Raw genomic sequence first — 17,697 nt, 5'->3', positions numbered from 1 at the left:
CGATGGTCGTCAACGATGACTCGGGAAACCTGACACCCCGTGGTGCGCTCAGGTTCATCGCGAGCAGGCTCGCTCCTACAGGGATCGGGGTCATGTCAGGCCACCTGCGGAACGAGTTGTGCCGCTAACAGGTGCTTGAGCAACGCACGGTAAGCGAGAACGCCACGGCTTTTGCCGTCGAACTGCGAAGGCGTCAGCCCGGCGCGGCTGGCATCGCGCAGGCGCGTGTCCACCGGGATATAGCCTTGCCAGATATCGTCGGGGAATTTGTCGCGCAGTACACGCAAGGTGCCGAGGGAGGCCTGGGTGCGGCGGTCAAACAGCGTCGGCACGATGGTGAACGGGAGCGCCTGCTTGCGCGAGCGGTTGATCATTGCCAGGGTGTTGACCATGCGCTCCAGGCCCTTGACCGCCAGGTGTTCGGTCTGCACCGGGATCACCAGTTGCTGGCTCGCCGCCAAGGCATTGACCATCAGCACGCCGAGCAATGGCGGGCTGTCGATCACCGCGTAATCGAAGTCCTGCCACAGTTGCGCCAGGCTCTTGGCAATCACCAGGCCCAGACCGCTCTGCCCCGGCGACTGGCGCTCAAGGGTGGCCAGCGCGGTGCTGGACGGCAACAGGGAGATGCGTTCGTCACTGGTCGACAGCAGCAGTTGACCCGGCAAACCCTGGGGCAGGTTGCCCTTGTGCAGGAACAGGTCGTAGTTGCTGTGTTCCAGGGCATCGGGGTCGTAGCCGAAGTAGCTGGTCATGGAGCCGTGGGGGTCGAGGTCGACCACGACCACGCGCTTGCCCGCCTCGGCCAGTAACCCGGCTAAAGCGATGGAGGAAGTGGTTTTACCGACACCACCCTTTTGATTGGCGACTGCCCAGACTCTCATTCGGATTGTTCCTCCCGGCCGAACGGATCGACCGAGAAATAGCTCAACGTGTTAATGCGGGCGACGGAGAATTGACGGCGTTCTCTCGTACCGGCGACTTGACCGGGGTCGGTGCAGTTTGTGTGCCAGCACGCTTCAAGGCGGCATCCGGTTGCGCATTGGCGGTTCCGGTGCCGGTCAGGCTGCGGCGCACATCGAGGTTGCGCGACACCACCAGCACCACCCGACGGTTGCGTGCGCGGCCTTCAGCGGTGGCATTGTTGGCCACCGGCTGGAACTCGCCATAACCCACCGAAGCCAGGCGACCGGGGTTCACCCCCTGCATCGCCAGCATGCGCACGATGCTCGCCGAGCGGGCCGAAGAGAGCTCCCAGTTGGTCGGGTACTGCGCGGTGCGGATCGGTTGATCGTCAGTGAAACCTTCGACATGAATCGGGTTGTCGAACGGCTTGAGGATCGCCGCGACCTTGTCGATGATGTTGAACGCGATGTCGCTGGGCATGGCGTCGCCGCTGCCGAACAACAGGCTGGAATTGAGCTCGATCTCGACCCACAACTCGTTGCCGCGCACGGTCATCTGGTTGGAGCTGATCAGGTCACCGAACGCCGCGCTGATGTCGTCGGCAATGCTTTTGAGCGGATCGCTGGCGCCGGAGACACCGGCATCGACCTGGTCGCTGTCCTTGACCAGCGGCTTGGCCGGGGTCACGGTCTTCGGCCGTTCGTCACCGATGGGGATCGGCTTGAGCGAACGATCGGAGTCGGTAAAGACCCCGACCAGCGCTTCGGAGATGACCTTGTACTTGCCTTCGTTGATCGACGAGATCGAGTACATCACCACGAAGAAAGCAAACAGCAAGGTGATGAAGTCGGCATAGGAAACCAGCCAACGTTCATGGTTTACATGCTCTTCCTGATGTCGACGACGGGCCATGAGTTTATTCCCTTAATCCATGAAGCCCTGGAGCTTCAACTCGATGGAGCGAGGGTTTTCACCTTCGGCGATCGACAGCAGTCCTTCCAGCAACATTTCGCGATAACGCGACTGGCGCAGCGCGATGGCTTTGAGTTTGGCGGCAATCGGCAGCAGCACCAGGTTGGCACTGGCCACGCCGTAGATGGTGGCGACGAAGGCCACGGCGATGCCGTTACCCAGTTGCGACGGATCACCCAGGTTGCCCATGACGTGAATCAGGCCCATCACCGCACCGATGATGCCGATGGTCGGCGCGTAACCGCCCATGCTTTCGAAGACCTTGGCCGCTTCGATATCACGGCTTTCCTGGGTGTAGAAATCCACTTCCAGAATGCTCCGGATCGCTTCCGGCTCGGCGCCGTCGACCAGCAGTTGCAGGCCTTTGCGCGCGTAGTTGTCGGGTTCGGCGTCGGCGATGCCTTCCAGGCCCAGCAGGCCTTCCTTGCGCGCCGTCAGGCTCCAGTTGACCACGCGGTCGATGCCGCCGGCCAGGTCGACGCGTGGCGGGAACAGGATCCAGGCAAGGATCTGCATGGCGCGCTTGAAGGCGCTCATCGGCGATTGCAGCAGCGCCGCACCGATGGTGCCGCCGAGCACGATCAGCGCTGCCGGGCCGTTGGCCAGGGCGCCGAGGTGACCGCCTTCAAGGTAGTTGCCGCCAATAATGGCGACAAAGGCCATGATGATGCCGATCAGGCTTAGAACATCCATCAGAGACAGGCCTCGACCAGGTGCTTGCCAATGTCGTCGAGGCTGTACACCGCGTCGGCGAGTTCAGCCTTGACGATGGCCATCGGCATGCCATAGATCACGCAACTGGCTTCGTCCTGTGCCCAGATCGAACTGCCGCCCTGCTTGAGCAGGCGCGCGCCCTCACGGCCGTCGGCGCCCATGCCGGTCAGGACGACCGCCAGAACTTTGTCGCCGTAGGACTTGGCTGCCGAACCGAAGGTGATGTCCACGCACGGTTTGTAGTTCAGACGCTCGTCACCCGGGAGGATTTTCACCGCGCCGCGGCCGTCGATCATCATCTGCTTGCCACCCGGCGCCAGCAAAGCCAGGCCCGGACGCAGGATGTCGCCATCCTCGGCTTCCTTGACGCTGATGCGGCAGAGCTTGTCCAAACGCTCGGCGAAGGCCTTGGTGAAGGCCGCCGGCATGTGCTGGACCAGCACGATCGGTGCCGGGAAGTTGGCCGGCAATTGGGTCAACACCCGTTGCAGCGCAACCGGGCCGCCGGTGGACGTGCCGATGGCCACCAGCTTGTAGTTTTTGCGTTTCGGCGTGGGCGACGACGCAGTGGCCGCATGCGCATGCGTACGCACCGGGATCGGTGCCGGTGCCGGACGCGCAGGCGCGCTGCTGGCAAAACTGCCGACGCTCGAAGGTGCAGGTGCAGGTGTCGGGGCTGGCGCAGCGACAGGCGCCGGCGCGCTGTAGTGACTGACACGACGATTGCTGCGCGAGATGCTCAGAATCTTCTCGCACAGCAGTTGCTTGACCTTCTCGGGGTTGCGCGAGATGTCTTCGAAATTCTTCGGCAGGAAGTCCACCGCGCCGGCATCCAGCGCATCGAGGGTGACCCGGGCGCCTTCGTGGGTGAGCGAGGAGAACATCAACACCGGGGTCGGGCAGCGCTGCATGATGTGCCGCACGGCGGTGATGCCGTCCATCATCGGCATCTCGTAGTCCATGGTGATCACGTCTGGCTTGAGGGCCAGTGCCTGATCGATCGCCTCTTTGCCGTTGGTCGCCGTACCGACGACCTGGATATTGGAATCCGCTGAAAGAATTTCCGAGACGCGGCGGCGGAAAAACCCCGAATCGTCCACCACCAGGACTTTGACTGCCATAAACACTCCATTAGATGGAGCGAGGCCAGGCGCCCCGCTCCACCAGAATCAAATACGCCGTGTGGCGTAACGCTTGAGCATGCTCGGTACATCGAGAATCAGCGCGATGCGGCCGTCACCGGTGATGGTGGCGCCGGACATGCCCGGCGTTCCCTGGAGCATTTTGCCCAACGGCTTGATGACCACTTCTTCCTGGCCCACCAGTTGATCGACGACAAAGCCGATCCGCTGGGTGCCCACCGAAAGGATCACCACATGGCCTTCGCGCTGCTCTTCGTGAGCGGCGGAGCTGACCAGCCAGCGTTTGAGGTAGAACAAAGGCAGGGCCTTGTCCCGCACGATCACCACTTCCTGACCGTCCACCACGTTGGTGGTCGACAGGTCGAGGTGGAAGATCTCGTTGACGTTCACCAGCGGGAACGCGAACGCCTGGTTGCCGAGCATGACCATCAGCGTCGGCATGATCGCCAGGGTCAGCGGCACCTTGATGACGATCTTCGAACCCTGGCCCTTGGCCGAGTAGATGTTGATCGAGCCGTTGAGCTGGGAAATCTTGGTTTTCACCACGTCCATGCCCACGCCGCGACCGGATACGTCGGAGATCTCGGTCTTGGTCGAGAATCCCGGAGCGAAGATCAGGTTGTAGCATTCGGTGTCGCTCAGGCGGTCGGCGGCATCCTTGTCCATCACACCGCGTTTCACCGCGATCGAACGCAGGACATTCGGGTCCATGCCTTTGCCGTCGTCGGAGATCGACAGCAAGATGTGATCGCCTTCCTGCTCGGCCGCCAGGATCACCTTGCCGCCACGAGCCTTGCCCGAGGCTTCGCGTTCTTCCGGCGATTCGATGCCGTGGTCGACCGCGTTGCGCACCAAGTGGACCAACGGGTCGGCCAGGGCCTCGACGAGGTTCTTGTCGAGGTCGGTTTCTTCGCCGACCAGTTCCAGGTTGATCTCTTTCTTGAGCTGGCGGGCCAGGTCACGAACCAGGCGCGGGAAGCGCCCGAAGACTTTCTTGATCGGTTGCATCCGGGTCTTCATGACCGCGGTCTGCAGGTCGGCCGTGACTACGTCGAGGTTCGACACGGCCTTGGACATGGCTTCGTCGCCGCTGTTGAGGCCCAGGCGGACCAGGCGGTTACGCACCAGCACCAACTCGCCGACCATGTTCATGATCTCGTCGAGACGTGCGGTGTCGACACGTACGGTGGTCTCGGCTTCGCTCGCCGGTTTTTCCGCCGGTGGCGCGGCCGGGGCGCGAGCCGCAGCCGGGGCAGCAGCGGCTGCCGGGGCCTGGGCTTTTGGCTCCGGGGCCTTGGCGACCGGTTTCGGTGCCGCCGCCTTGGCTGGCGCTGCCGCAACAGTAGTCGCGTTCGAACCGTTGGCCACCGCCGCGGTGCCGACTTCGCTGAACTTGCCCTTGCCGTGCAGTTCGTCGAGCAGTGCTTCGAACTCGTGATCGGAAATCAGATCGCCGCCGGCCGCCGCCGCGCTGGGTGCTGCGGCTGCAGGCACCGAAGCGATGGCCGACTCCAGTGCCTCGACGGCGAAGTTGCCTTTGCCATGCAGCTGGTCCAGCAGTGCTTCAAATTCGTCATCAGTAATATCGGAACTGTCGCCCGCCGCTTTCGGTGCTTGTGGCGCAGCCGGAGCCGGCGCAACCGCATCGATGGCAAACTGGCCTTTACCGTGCAACTGATCGAGCAACGACTCGAACTCGGCATCGGTGATTTCGTCGCTGGCAGGTGGCTCGCTTGCAGGTGCTTGGGCAACCGCCGGCGCCTCGGCCTGTGCCTTGACGGCATTGAGCGAGTCCAGCAGTTGTTCGAATTCGGTATCGGTGATGTCGTCGGAAGCGGTTTCGGCCACCGGTTCTTCGATCACCTCGGCGACCGGCGCAGAGACCGCCTCGTCAGCCGATTGCGGCTCGGCCAGACGGGCCAGCGCCGCCAGCAATTCTGGCGTTGCAGCCGTGATCGGGCTGCGCTCGCGGACTTCGCTGAACATGCCGTTCACCGCGTCCAGCGCTTCGAGAACCACGTCCATCAGTTCCGAATCGACGCGACGCTCGCCCTTGCGCAGGATGTCGAACACGTTCTCGGCGATGTGGCAGCACTCCACCAGCTCGTTGAGCTGGAGGAAGCCGGCGCCCCCTTTTACAGTGTGAAAACCGCGAAAAATTGCATTGAGCAGATCCGCATCATCCGGACGGCTTTCCAGCTCGACCAGTTGCTCGGACAGTTGCTCTAGAATCTCGCCGGCCTCAACCAGGAAATCCTGAAGGATCTCTTCATCGGCGCCGAAGCTCATTAAGGGGGTGCTCCTACAGGTCTAAAAACCCAAAAAACCTGAAATTCCAAAACGCTAGAATCCAAGGCTGGATAACAAATCGTCCACATCGTCCTGACCGGACACAACGTCTTCTCTTTTATCGGCATGAATCTGCGGACCTTCACCCTGAGAGAGATGTTTTTGTGGATCTTTTTCAGCAAGCATCGCTTCACGGTCATGTTCGATGCCCGCAAAGCGGTCCACCTGACTGGCCATCAGCACGAGCTTGAGCAGGTTGCTTTCAACTTCGGTGACCAGTTGGGTCACGCGCTTGATCACTTGCCCCGTGAGGTCCTGGTAATCCTGGGCGAGCAGGATGTCGTTGAGGTTGCCCGACACCGCGCGGTTATCCGTGCCGCTGCGCGCCAGGAAGCCCTCGACCCGCCGGGCCAGTTCGCGGAACTCTTCGGCGCCGACTTCACGACGCATGAAGCGCCCCCAGTCCGCGCTCAAGGCCTGGGCTTCATCCGCCAGGCCGTTGACCAGCGGCGTGGCACTTTCCACCAGGTCCATGGTGCGGTTGGCCGCGGCTTCGGTCAGCTTGACAACGTACCCCAGGCGCTCGGCGGCATCGGTGATCTGCGACACTTCTTCGGCTTGCGGCATGTGAGGGTCAATCTGGAAATTGACGATCGCGCTGTGCAGCTCGCGGGTGAGCTTGCCCACCTCCTGATACAGGCCGCGGTCACGGGTCTGGTTGAGCTCATGGATCAATTGCACGGCGTCGCCGAACTTGCCTTTTTCAAGGCTCGCGACCAATTCGACGGCGTGTTTTTTCAGGGTCGACTCAAAGTCGCCCAATGAAGATTCGTTATTGCCCATAGCTCCCCCGTGGCGCACTCATCAACCGATGCGTTCGAAAATCTTCTCGATTTTTTCTTTCAACGCCTGGGCCGTGAAGGGTTTGACCACATAGCCGTTAACGCCGGCCTGGGCCGCTTCGATGATCTGCTCACGCTTGGCTTCAGCGGTCACCATCAGCACCGGCAGGTGCTTGAGCTTTTCATCGGCGCGCACGTGGCGCAGCAGATCGATACCGGTCATGCCAGGCATGTTCCAGTCCGTTACCAGAAAGTCGATGCTTCCGCTGTTGAGCACCGGGATGGCGGTAGTGCCATCGTCGGCCTCGACGGTGTTGGTGAACCCAAGGTCACGCAGCAGGTTCTTGATGATCCGCCGCATCGTTGAGAAGTCATCAACGATGAGGATTTTCATGTTCTTGTCCAATTCGACCTCCAAGCAGTCTTAAACGCGCCCAGCACCTGGACGCGCCATTTCAATCAATCCGGCAAAGCACTCAATGACTGTCTGGAGCACAACAGATCGCGACCGGGGCAGTTCAACACCACACCAGCCTCGTTCGCAGTGTCCCCACACTGCCTTCAGCGCGCTCGCCACTCCCCCAAACGCCCCCGCAAACGGGCCGCGCACTGGCTGTGTAACTGGCTGACCCGCGATTCGCTGACCCCCAGGACCTCACCGATTTCCTTGAGGTTCAACTCTTCGTCGTAGTACAGCGCCAACACCAGTCGCTCACGCTCCGGCAAATTGGCAATCGCATCCGCCAGCGCAGCCTGGAAGCGTTCATCTTCCAGATCGCGTGACGGCTCGAGATGAGCACTCGCGCCATCCTCGTGCAGCCCTTCGTGTTCGCCGTCCTGCAACAGATCGTCGAAACTGAATAAGCGGCTGCCCAGGGTGTCGTTCAAAATTCCGTAGTAATCGTCGAGACTCAATTGGAGTTCGGCCGCAACCTCGTGATCTTTAGCGTCACGGCCGGTTTTCGCTTCAATCGAGCGGATGGCATCGCTGACCATGCGCGTATTACGGTGGACCGAACGTGGCGCCCAGTCCCCCTTGCGCACTTCATCGAGCATGGCGCCGCGGATTCGAATGCCCGCGTACGTCTCGAAACTGGCGCCTTTGCTGGCGTCATATTTGGTCGACACTTCAAGCAGGCCGATCATCCCGGCCTGGATCAGGTCTTCGACCTGGACACTGGCCGGCAGGCGCGCCAGCAAGTGGTAAGCAATGCGTTTAACCAGCGGCGCGTAACGCTCGATCAGCTCGTACTGCGCATCGCGTGCCGACTTCTTGTAGAGGTTGTAGCCGCTGGCTGTCATAGCACAGGTCCTGCTGTCTGCTGCACGAGCCGCTCGACGAAGAATTCCAGGTGCCCACGCGGGTTGGCCGGCAGCGGCCAGGTATCGACCTTCTGCGCGATGGCCTTGAACGCCAGCGAGCACTTGGAGCGCGGGAACGCCTCGTAGACGGCGCGCTGCTTCTGCACAGCCTTGCGCACGCTTTCGTCGTAGGGCACCGCGCCGACGTATTGCAGGGCGACGTCGAGGAAGCGATCGGTGACCTTGGTCAACTTGGCGAACAGGTTGCGCCCTTCCTGCGGGCTCTGGGCCATGTTGGCCAGGACGCGGAAGCGGTTCATGCCGTAGTCGCGATTGAGCAACTTGATCAAGGCGTAGGCATCGGTAATCGAGGTCGGCTCGTCGCACACCACCAGCAGCACTTCCTGGGCGGCGCGAACGAAGCTGACGACCGACTCGCCGATGCCCGCGGCGGTATCGATCACCAGCACGTCGAGGTTGTCGCCGATATCACTGAAGGCCTGGATCAGGCCAGCGTGTTGCGCGGGGCTCAGATGCACCATGCTCTGAGTGCCGGAGGCGGCCGGAACGATACGGATGCCGCCTGGCCCCTGCAGCAATACATCGCGCAGTTCGCAGCGGCCCTCGATTACGTCGGCCAGGGTACGTTTGGGTGTCAGGCCCAGCAGAACATCGACGTTCGCCAGTCCCAGGTCGGCGTCCAGCAGCATGACGCGCCGGCCAAGCTCAGCCAAAGCCAGGGACAAGTTCACTGACACGTTAGTTTTCCCGACGCCACCTTTGCCGCCGGTCACCGCGATCACCTGTACGGGATGCATGCTGCCCATGTTATTTCTTTACCTTGTCTTGCATAGACGGAGGCCACATTACTGGCTGCGCGTTCGCAAACGGAACAATGCATGGCAGACCATCGATGTAGGTACAAAAACGATTCATTATTACCTCAGCCAACCTGCTTGGTCGGGCTGTGGTAGATATCAGCGAACATGTCAGCCATGGCTTCTTCGCTGGGTTCTTCCTGCATTTGCACGCTGACAGCGCGACTGACCAACTGATGACGGCGCGGCAGATGAAGATCATCCGGAATCCGCGGACCATCGGTCAGGTACGCCACCGGCAGCTCATGACTGATGGCGAGGCTCAACACCTCGCCCAGGCTTGCCGTTTCATCCAGTTTAGTCAGGATGCAGCCGGCGAGCCCGCAACGCTTGTAACTATGATAAGCGGCCGTTAGAACCTGTTTCTGGCTGGTGGTTGCCAGAACCAGATAATTTTTCGAGCGGATGCCACGACCGGCCAGGCTTTCGAGCTGCATGCGCAGGGCCGGGTCGCTGGCCTGCAGGCCGGCGGTATCGATCAGCACCACACGCTTGCGCAGCAGTGGCTCCAGCGCCTGCACCAGGGACTGGCCCGGATCGACGTGGGTCACCGGCACATTGAGGATGCGCCCCAGGGTCTTGAGCTGCTCCTGGGCGCCGATGCGGAAGCTGTCCATGCTCACCAGGGCAATGTTGTTCGCGCCGTACTTGAGCACGTAACGCGCAGCCAGCTTGGCCAGGGTGGTGGTCTTGCCCATGCCGGCAGGGCCGACCATGGCGATCACACCGCCCTCTTCCAGCGGCTCGATTTCCGGGGTAGCGATCATCCGCGCCAGGTGCGCCAGCAACATGCGCCAGGCCTGACGGGGTTCTTCGATATCGCTGATCAGCGCCAGCAGGTCGCGCGACAGCGGGCCGGACAGGCCGATGCGTTGCAGGCGGCGCCAGAGGTTGGCCTGGTCGGGACGGCTGCCTTGCAGCTGGTTCCAGGCCAGGGAGCCGAGTTGTACTTCCATGAGTTCGCGCAGGCTGTTGAGCTCGAAGCGCATCGAGTCGAACGCGCGCGGGTCGACGCCACCGGCTGCCGGCGCAGCGGCCGGTGCGGGGCGACGGGGTTCGGCGTACGTCGGTTCGATCAGCGGCTCGGCGGCGGTCAGCGGCAAGCCGGCGAACAACTGGCGATTGGTGCTCTTGTCGCTCTCGCCATCGCTGCGCAGGCTCAATTCGGCCTGGGCGGTGACGATCCGCGACTGAGTCTTGCGCAGCTCGTCTTCGAGCTCCATGTTCGGAACACGCGGCGCCAGCGCCGACAACTTGTAATCCAGCGCAGCCGTCAGCTCGACACCACCGGCAATGCGCCGGTTGCCAATAATGGCGGCATCAGCGCCCAGCTCATCACGAACCAGCTTCATGGCCTGACGCATATCGGCGGCGAAAAAACGCTTAACTTGCATAAACCACTACCTCAGCCGTTGGGCCCTACTGTCGCAACGATGGTCACTTGCTTGTTGTCAGGGATTTCCTGGTAAGCCAACACGTGCAAACCCGGGACTGCGAGCCGGCCAAATCGCGAGAGCATCGCGCGAACCGGACCGGCCACCAGCAGAATCACCGGCTGACCTTGCATCTCCTGGCGCTGCGCTGCGTCGATCAGCGAGCGCTGCAGCTTCTCCGCCATGCTTGGCTCCAGCAGAACGCCCTCTTCAGAGCCTTGTCCTGCCTTCTGCAGACTATTGAGCAATATCTGTTCCAACCTTGGCTCCAGCGTGATAACTGGCAGCTCCGACTCAGTGCCTACAATGCTTTGGACGATTGCACGGGATACGCCAACCCGCACGGCAGCCACCAGCGCGGCGGTATCTTGACTCTTGGCGGCATTGTTGGCGATCGCCTCGGCAATGCTGCGGATATCGCGTACAGGCACCTGTTCGGCCAACAGCGCTTGCAGCACCTTGAGCAGCTGCGACAGCGAAACCACGCCCGGCACCAGCTCCTCGGCCAGCTTTGGCGAGCTTTTGGCCAGCAATTGCATGAGTTGCTGCACTTCTTCGTGACCGATCAGTTCACTGGAATGCTTGTAGAGTATCTGGTTCAAGTGGGTGGCCACCACTGTACTGGCATCGACCACGGTATATCCGAGCGATTGCGCCTGGGCGCGCTGGCTGATTTCGATCCAGACCGCCTCCAGGCCGAAAGCCGGATCTTTGGCGGTAATGCCGTTGAGCGTGCCGTAGACCTGCCCCGGGTTGATCGCCAGCTCGCGGTCCGGGTAAATCTCCGCTTCGGCCAGGATCACCCCCATGAGGGTCAGGCGATAGGCACTGGGCGCCAGGTCGAGGTTGTCGCGGATATGCACGGTCGGCATCAGGAAGCCCAGATCCTGGGACAGCTTCTTGCGCACCCCCTTGATCCGCGCCAGCAACTGGCCGCCCTGGTTGCGGTCCACCAAAGGAATCAGGCGATAACCCACTTCCAGGCCGATCATGTCGATAGGCGTCACGTCATCCCAGCCAAGCTCCTTGGTTTCCTGGGCGCGGGCCGGCGACGGCAGCAGTTCCTGCTGGCGCTTGACCTCTTGCAGGGCCTGCACCTTGGCGACGTTCTGCTTCTTCCAGAACAGGTAGGCGCCACCGGCCGCCATGGCCGCCATGCTGAGGAACGAGAAGTGCGGCATGCCGGGCACCAGGCCCATGACCGCCATCAGGCCTGCCGCCACCGCCAGCGCCTTGGGCGAAGCGAACATCTGCCGATTGATCTGCTTGCCCATGTCTTCCGAACCGGAAGCACGGGTCACCATGATGGCCGCCGCTGTCGATAACAACAGTGATGGCAATTGCGCCACCAAACCGTCACCGATGGTCAGCAGCGCATACACCTTGCCGGCGTCGCCGAAGGTCATGCCGTGCTGGAAGATACCGACCGCCATGCCGCCGATCAGGTTGATGAACAGGATCAACAGGCCGGCGATGGCGTCACCCCGGACGAATTTGCTGGCACCGTCCATGGAGCCGTAGAACTCGGCCTCCTGGGCCACTTCCGAGCGGCGCGCCTTGGCCTGGGCCTGATCGATCAGGCCGGCGTTGAGGTCGGCGTCGATCGCCATTTGCTTGCCGGGCATCGCATCGAGGGTGAAACGCGCGCTCACCTCGGAAATCCGCCCCGCACCCTTGGTCACCACGACGAAGTTGATGATCATCAGGATCGCGAAGACCACGATACCGACCACGTAGTTACCGCCGATCACCACCTCGCCGAACGCCTGGATCACCTTGCCGGCCGCCGCATGACCGTCCTGGCCGTGAAGCATCACCACCCGCGTGGAGGCCACGTTCAACGCCAGGCGCAACAGCGTCGCCACCAGCAGAATGGTCGGGAACACCGCGAAATCCAGCGGGCGCAAGGCGTAGACGCACACCAGCAGCACGACGATGGACAGGGCAATGTTGAAGGTGAAGAACACGTCGAGCAGGAACGGCGGCACCGGCAACATCATCATCGCCAGCATGACCAGCAACAACAGCGGCACGCCCAGATTGCCCCGACTGAGGTCGGCGACGTTTGTGCGAGCTGTGTTGATTAACTGAGAGCGATCCACCGGTTTTCCCCGTTCCTTTAAAGCAAACTTTTGACGCCTGAAGCAGGCGCAGAGCGGCTACTGCAAGAAGCTTTCCAACTTTTGCGGCAGGAGAAATAGAGTGTTTTTTCAGGGGGATATGCATCGCCTGGGCTGACGCCATCGCGGGCAAGCCACGCTCCCACAAGTTATCGCCAAACCTGTGGGAGCGGGCTTGCCCGCGAAGGGGCCATCAGCAGCAGCGCAAAACTCAGGAATCGCGGCGCAGATCCGGCGGAATCGGCAGGTCATCCTTGAGCGGATCCGGCCGTTTGCCCTTGCCCGCCCGGTACTGGCGGATCTGATAGACGTAAGCCAGTACCTGGGCAACCGCCAGATAGAGCCCGCCGGGAATTTCCTGCTCCAGTTCGGTGGAGTAGTAGATCGAACGCGCCAGCGCCGGCGACTCCAGCAGCAGGATCTCGTTGGCCGCCGCGATCTCGCGGATCTTCAGGGCCAGGAAGTCGCTGCCCTTGGCCAGCAACACCGGCGCATTGCCCTTCTCCGGGTCGTACTTGAGGGCCACGGCGTAGTGCGTCGGGTTGGTGATGACCACGTCGGCCTCGGGAATCGCCGCCATCATCCGCCGTTGGGACATTTCGCGCTGCAGCTGTCGAATCCGCTGCTTGACCTCCGGCCGCCCATCCTGGTCCTTGTGCTCGTCACGCACTTCCTGCTTGGTCATCAGCAGTTTCTTGTGGCTTTCCCAGAGTTGCACCGGCACGTCCACCACGGCGATGAGGATCAACCCGCACGCCATCCACAGGGTGCTCCAGCCCACCACTTGCAGGCTATGGATGATTGCCATGTCCAGGGGCTCATGGGCAATGCGCAGCAGGTCGTCGATGTCCGACGACAACACCGCCAGCGCCACGAACAGGATGATGATGAATTTGGCCAGGGCCTTGATCAGCTCCACCAGCGATTTGGTCGAGAACATGCGCTTGAGCCCGGGACCGGGGTTCAAGCGGCTGAACTTGGGCGCCATGGAGCTCGCCGCGAACAGCCAGCCGCCCAGGGAAATCGGACCGATGATGGCGGCCAGCACCAGGGTGATCATCACCGGCTGGATCGACCACAGGGCAATTTGCCCGGAACGCATCAGGTAGGTGGCCATGGAGCGCTGATCCAGGATCACTTCGCGCGGCAGCGAGAAGTTGAGACGCATCAGCTCCATCATGTCCTGCGCCATGGCCCCGCCGAAAATCAACAACGCCGAGGCACCGACCAGCATGATCGCCAGGGTGTTGAGCTCCTTGGAGCGCGCTACCTCACCCTTTTCACGGGAGTCCTGCTTGCGCTTCTCCGTGGGGTCTTCTGTTTTGTCCTGACCGCTTTCGCTCTCAGCCATGACTCAGCTCGCCCGTGCCATATCGCGCAACAACTGCAAGGCTTCGGTGGCCAGCGGTTGGTACTGATTGAGGATGTCCGCCAGCCCGACCCAGACGATAAACAGCCCCAGGACCAGGATCAGCGGGAAGCCGACCGAGAAAATGTTCAACTGCGGCGCCGCGCGGGTCATGACGCCAAACGCGATGTTGACCACCAGCAGCGCGGTGATCGCCGGCAGCACCAGCAACAACGCCGAACCGAGCACCCAGCCAAGCTTGCCGGCCAGCTCCCAGTAGTGATTGACCATCAGGCCGCCGCCTACCGGCAGCGTGGTGAAGCTCTCGGTGAGGATCTCGAACACCACCAGATGACCGTTCATGGACAGGAACAGCAGCGTCACCAGCATGGTGAAGAATTGCCCGATCACCGCCGTCGATACGCCGTTGGCCGGGTCGATCATCGAGGCGAAGCCCATGCCCATCTGGATCGCGACGATCTGCCCGGCGACCACAAAGGCCTGGAAGAACAGCTGCAGGGAAAAACCCATCACCGCGCCGATGAGGATTTGCTCGGCGATCAGCAGCAGCCCGCTCAAGTCCAGCGGATTGACCGGAGGCATCGGTGGCAGGCCCGGCGCGATGACCACGGTAATGGCCAGGGCGAAATACAGGCGGATGCGCCGCGGCAGCAGGGTCGTGCCGAATACCGGCATGACCATCAGCAAGGAGCCGACGCGAAACAGCGGCAACATGAATGTCGCCACCCAGGTGCTGATCTGGGTATCGGTCAGCGCAAGCAGTGACATGGCTTAGCCGATGACCTGGGGAATGCTGCCGTACAGCTGCAGGATATATTCCATGAAGGTCTGCACCAGCCATGGACCGCCAACGATCAGCGTCACCAGCATCACCAGCAGGCGCGGCAAAAAGCTCAGGGTCTGTTCGTTGATCTGGGTGGCGGCCTGGAACATCGCCACCAGCAGGCCCACCAGCAGACTCGGAATCACCAGCACCGCCACCATCATGGTGGTCAGCCACAGCGCTTCACGGAAAATATCGACCGCAACTTCCGGCGTCATGGCGACACACCTCCAAAGCTGCTCGCCAGCGTACCGATGATCAGCGCCCAGCCATCCACCAGCACGAACAACATGATCTTGAACGGCAGGGAAATGATCAGCGGCGAGAGCATCATCATACCCATGGCCATCAACACACTGGCCACGACCAGGTCGATGATCAGGAATGGAATGAAGATCATGAAACCGATCTGGAACGCGGTTTTCAGCTCGGAGGTCACGAAGGCCGGCACCAGGATGGTCAAAGGCGCCTGATCCGGCGTCGCGATGTCAGTGCGCTTGGACAGGCGCATGAACAGCTCCAGATCGCTGGTGCGGGTCTGGGCGAGCATGAAATCCTTGATCGGCACCTGCGCCTTGGCCACCGCGTCCTGGGCCGTGAGCTTTTCCGCCAGATACGGCTGCAAGGCGTCCTGGTTCACCCGGTCGAACACCGGCGCCATGATGAACAGGGTCAGGAACAGCGCCATGCCGGTGAGGATCTGGTTCGACGGTGTCTGCTGCAGGCCCAGGGCCTGGCGAAGGATCGAGAAGACAATGATGATCCGGGTGAAGCTGGTCATCAGCATGACAAACGCCGGGATGAAACTCAGCGCGGTCATGATCAGCAGGATCTGCAGGCTGACCGAGTATTCCTGCGCACCCTGCGCATTGGTGCCCAGGGTGATGGCCGGGATCGACAGCGGATCGGCGGCCAATGCCAACGGCGCGGCCAGCATCAGGGCCAGCGTCAAGACGATGCGTAGCGCACCCATTACTTCTTATCCTTGTGATCTTTACCCAGCATCTCCAGCAGGCGCTGGGCAAATTCCGGCGTCGCCTTCTCGGCGCTCGGCACTTGCACCGGCTCCTTGAGGACGTGCAGCGCCGTGATGCTGCCGGGGCTCAGGCCCAACAGGATCTGCTCGTTGCCGACCTGCACCAGCATCAGGCGGTCACGCGGCCCCAGCGCACGGGAGCCGACGATGTCGATCACCTGCCCCTTGCCCGCCGGACCGGCCTGCTGGACCCGGCGCAGCAACCAGGCGAGGAGGAAGATCAGCCCCAGCACCAGCAGCAAGCCGAACACCAGTTGCGTCAGCTGACCGCCCACCCCGCTGCTCACCGCCGGCGCAGCAGCCGTGGCCGCCGTGGCGACAGGTTCAGCCGCCAGCACGCTGAACGGCATTGCCAGGACAAACCCGAGAACCCTTTTCACTCAGCGCAGCTTCTTGATGCGTTCGCTCGGGCTGATCACGTCCGTCAGGCGGATGCCAAACTTCTCGTTGACCACCACCACTTCGCCGTGGGCGATGAGCGTGCCGTTGACCAGCACGTCCAGCGGCTCGCCGGCCAGGCGATCGAGCTCGATCACCGAACCCTGGTTGAGTTGCAGCAGGTTGCGGATGTTGATGTCGGTGCTGCCCACTTCCATGGAAATCGACACCGGGATATCAAGGATCACGTCCAGGTTCGGGCCTTCGAGGCTCACCGGATCGTTGTTTTTCGGCACGCTGCCGAACTCTTCCATCGGCAGGCGGTTGGACGCGGAGTTGCCGGAATCGGCAGCCAGCAAGGCGTCGATGTCGGCCTGCCCGGCATCGCCGGTTTCTTCCAGGGCCGCAGCCCACTCATCGGCCAGAGCCTGATCGTCTTGCGTACTCATAGTGTCGGTGTCCTCGGCGAGCAAAAATTCAGAATTCGGTTAATTGCGAACGGGTACGAGCGCCGGTCAGCGGCGCTCGATCGGCTCGATCACTTGCAACGCCAGGTTGCCCTTGTGCGAGCCCATCTTGACCTTGAAGGCCGGCACGCCGTTGGCGCGCATGATCATTTCTTCCGGCATGTCGACCGGGATCACATCCCCCGGCTGCATGTGCAGGATGTCGCGCAGGCGCAACTGCCGGCGGGCCACGGTCGCACCGATCGGCACATCGACGTCCAGCACGTCCTGGCGCAGGGCGTTGACCCAGCGCTCGTCCTGGTCGTCGAGGTCCGACTGGAAGCCGGCGTCGAGCATTTCGCGCACCGGCTCGATCATCGAGTACGGCATGGTCACGTGCAGGTCGCCGCCACCGCCATCGAGTTCGATGTGGAAGGTCGACACCACAATGGCTTCGCTCGGGCCGACGATGTTGGCCATGGCCGGGTTCACTTCCGAGTTGATGTACTCGAAGTTGACTTCCATGATCGCCTGCCAGGCTTCTTTCAAGTCGACGAACGCCTGCTCCAGCACCATGCGCACCACACGCAGTTCGGTCGGGGTGAATTCACGCCCTTCGATCTTGGCGTGGCGGCCGTCGCCGCCGAAGAAGTTGTCCACCAGCTTGAACACCAGCTTGGCGTCGAGGATGAACAGCGCAGTGCCGCGCAGCGGTTTGATCTTGACCAGGTTGAGGCTGGTCGGCACGTACAGCGAGTGCACGTATTCGCCGAACTTCATCACCTGCACGCCACCGACCGCCACGTCCGCCGAGCGGCGCAGCATGTTGAACATGCTGATGCGGGTGTAGCGGGCGAAACGCTCGTTGATCATTTCCAGGGTCGGCATGCGTCCACGCACGATGCGATCCTGGCTGGTCAGGTCGTAGCTTTTGACGGTGCCGGGTTCGGCAGCGTTTTCGGTCTGTACCAGACCATCGTCGACGCCATGCAACAGCGCGTCGATCTCATCCTGGGACAGCAGGTCCTGCACGGCCATGTCGTGTTC

18 protein-coding genes are annotated in these 17,697 nt (G+C 62.0%); all 18 read right to left on the bottom strand.

Annotated features, from left to right (window positions below; translation table 11 throughout):
• Window positions 1-95: 95 nt before the first annotated feature.
• Window positions 96-884 (bottom strand): ParA family protein, encoded by a 789-nt coding sequence (locus AB4O16_RS24740; protein ID WP_460156064.1) that lies wholly within the window; start codon window positions 882-884, stop codon window positions 96-98.
• 43 nt (window positions 885-927) lie between these two features.
• On the bottom strand, window positions 928-1,818 hold the full coding sequence (motD, locus tag AB4O16_RS24735; protein ID WP_150716486.1) for a flagellar motor protein MotD: 891 nt from the start codon (window positions 1,816-1,818) through the stop codon (window positions 928-930).
• Window positions 1,819-1,830: 12 nt separating this feature from the next.
• Window positions 1,831-2,571, bottom strand: coding sequence for a flagellar motor protein (locus AB4O16_RS24730; protein ID WP_007980738.1), 741 nt, complete (start codon window positions 2,569-2,571; stop codon window positions 1,831-1,833).
• Window positions 2,571-3,713: a protein-glutamate methylesterase/protein-glutamine glutaminase gene (locus tag AB4O16_RS24725; RefSeq protein ID WP_460156063.1), complete on the bottom strand. Its 1,143-nt coding sequence runs from the start codon at window positions 3,711-3,713 to the stop codon at window positions 2,571-2,573. The genes AB4O16_RS24730 and AB4O16_RS24725 overlap by 1 nt, the downstream gene beginning before the upstream one ends.
• A 48-nt stretch (window positions 3,714-3,761) precedes the next feature.
• Window positions 3,762-6,023: a chemotaxis protein CheA gene (locus AB4O16_RS24720; protein WP_460156062.1), complete on the bottom strand. Its 2,262-nt coding sequence runs from the start codon at window positions 6,021-6,023 to the stop codon at window positions 3,762-3,764.
• A gap of 54 nt (window positions 6,024-6,077) precedes the next feature.
• Window positions 6,078-6,866 carry a protein phosphatase CheZ gene (locus tag AB4O16_RS24715; RefSeq protein ID WP_460156061.1) on the bottom strand — a complete coding sequence of 263 codons (789 nt, stop codon included), beginning with the start codon at window positions 6,864-6,866 and terminating at the stop codon, window positions 6,078-6,080.
• A 21-nt stretch (window positions 6,867-6,887) separates the two neighbouring features.
• Window positions 6,888-7,259, bottom strand: coding sequence for a chemotaxis response regulator CheY (locus AB4O16_RS24710; protein ID WP_003183998.1), 372 nt, complete (start codon window positions 7,257-7,259; stop codon window positions 6,888-6,890).
• 167 nt (window positions 7,260-7,426) lie between these two features.
• On the bottom strand, window positions 7,427-8,167 hold the full coding sequence (fliA, locus tag AB4O16_RS24705; protein WP_007894214.1) for an RNA polymerase sigma factor FliA: 741 nt from the start codon (window positions 8,165-8,167) through the stop codon (window positions 7,427-7,429).
• Window positions 8,164-8,994 (bottom strand): flagellar synthesis regulator FleN, encoded by an 831-nt coding sequence (fleN, locus tag AB4O16_RS24700; RefSeq protein WP_007975361.1) that lies wholly within the window; start codon window positions 8,992-8,994, stop codon window positions 8,164-8,166. The genes fliA and fleN overlap by 4 nt, the downstream gene beginning before the upstream one ends.
• A gap of 116 nt (window positions 8,995-9,110) precedes the next feature.
• A complete protein-coding gene (gene flhF, locus AB4O16_RS24695; protein WP_460156060.1) occupies window positions 9,111-10,439 on the bottom strand; it encodes a flagellar biosynthesis protein FlhF in 1,329 nt (442 codons plus the stop codon).
• Between the two features lie 11 nt (window positions 10,440-10,450).
• Complete coding sequence (gene flhA / locus AB4O16_RS24690; RefSeq protein WP_160388255.1) at window positions 10,451-12,580, bottom strand: flagellar biosynthesis protein FlhA; 2,130 nt, start codon at window positions 12,578-12,580, stop codon at window positions 10,451-10,453.
• Window positions 12,581-12,809: 229 nt separating this feature from the next.
• Window positions 12,810-13,949 (bottom strand): flagellar biosynthesis protein FlhB, encoded by a 1,140-nt coding sequence (gene flhB, locus AB4O16_RS24685; protein WP_160388254.1) that lies wholly within the window; start codon window positions 13,947-13,949, stop codon window positions 12,810-12,812.
• Window positions 13,950-13,952: 3 nt separating this feature from the next.
• Window positions 13,953-14,735 carry a flagellar biosynthetic protein FliR gene (gene fliR, locus AB4O16_RS24680; RefSeq protein ID WP_150716493.1) on the bottom strand — a complete coding sequence of 261 codons (783 nt, stop codon included), beginning with the start codon at window positions 14,733-14,735 and terminating at the stop codon, window positions 13,953-13,955.
• Window positions 14,736-14,738: 3 nt separating this feature from the next.
• Complete coding sequence (gene fliQ / locus AB4O16_RS24675; protein ID WP_015096238.1) at window positions 14,739-15,008, bottom strand: flagellar biosynthesis protein FliQ; 270 nt, start codon at window positions 15,006-15,008, stop codon at window positions 14,739-14,741.
• Complete coding sequence (gene fliP, locus AB4O16_RS24670; RefSeq protein ID WP_150716495.1) at window positions 15,005-15,763, bottom strand: flagellar type III secretion system pore protein FliP; 759 nt, start codon at window positions 15,761-15,763, stop codon at window positions 15,005-15,007. The genes fliQ and fliP overlap by 4 nt, the downstream gene beginning before the upstream one ends.
• Entirely contained in the window at window positions 15,763-16,176 is a 414-nt protein-coding gene (gene fliO, locus AB4O16_RS24665) for a flagellar biosynthetic protein FliO (protein ID WP_460158085.1), read from the bottom strand. Before fliO ends, fliP begins: the two co-directional genes overlap by 1 nt.
• Window positions 16,177-16,206: 30 nt before the next feature.
• Window positions 16,207-16,653 carry a flagellar motor switch protein FliN gene (fliN, locus tag AB4O16_RS24660; RefSeq protein WP_095944071.1) on the bottom strand — a complete coding sequence of 149 codons (447 nt, stop codon included), beginning with the start codon at window positions 16,651-16,653 and terminating at the stop codon, window positions 16,207-16,209.
• A gap of 66 nt (window positions 16,654-16,719) precedes the next feature.
• The gene (gene fliM, locus AB4O16_RS24655) at window positions 16,720-17,688 is read right to left on the bottom strand and encodes a flagellar motor switch protein FliM (RefSeq protein WP_103394738.1); all 969 of its coding nucleotides are present in this window, start codon (window positions 17,686-17,688) and stop codon (window positions 16,720-16,722) included.
• Window positions 17,689-17,697: the final 9 nt, after the last annotated feature.

It is taken from the genome of Pseudomonas sp. S2_H10, from assembly GCF_054668285.1.
Note: the sequence above shows the minus strand (reverse complement) of the source record. Positions and strands in the feature narration are given on the sequence as shown.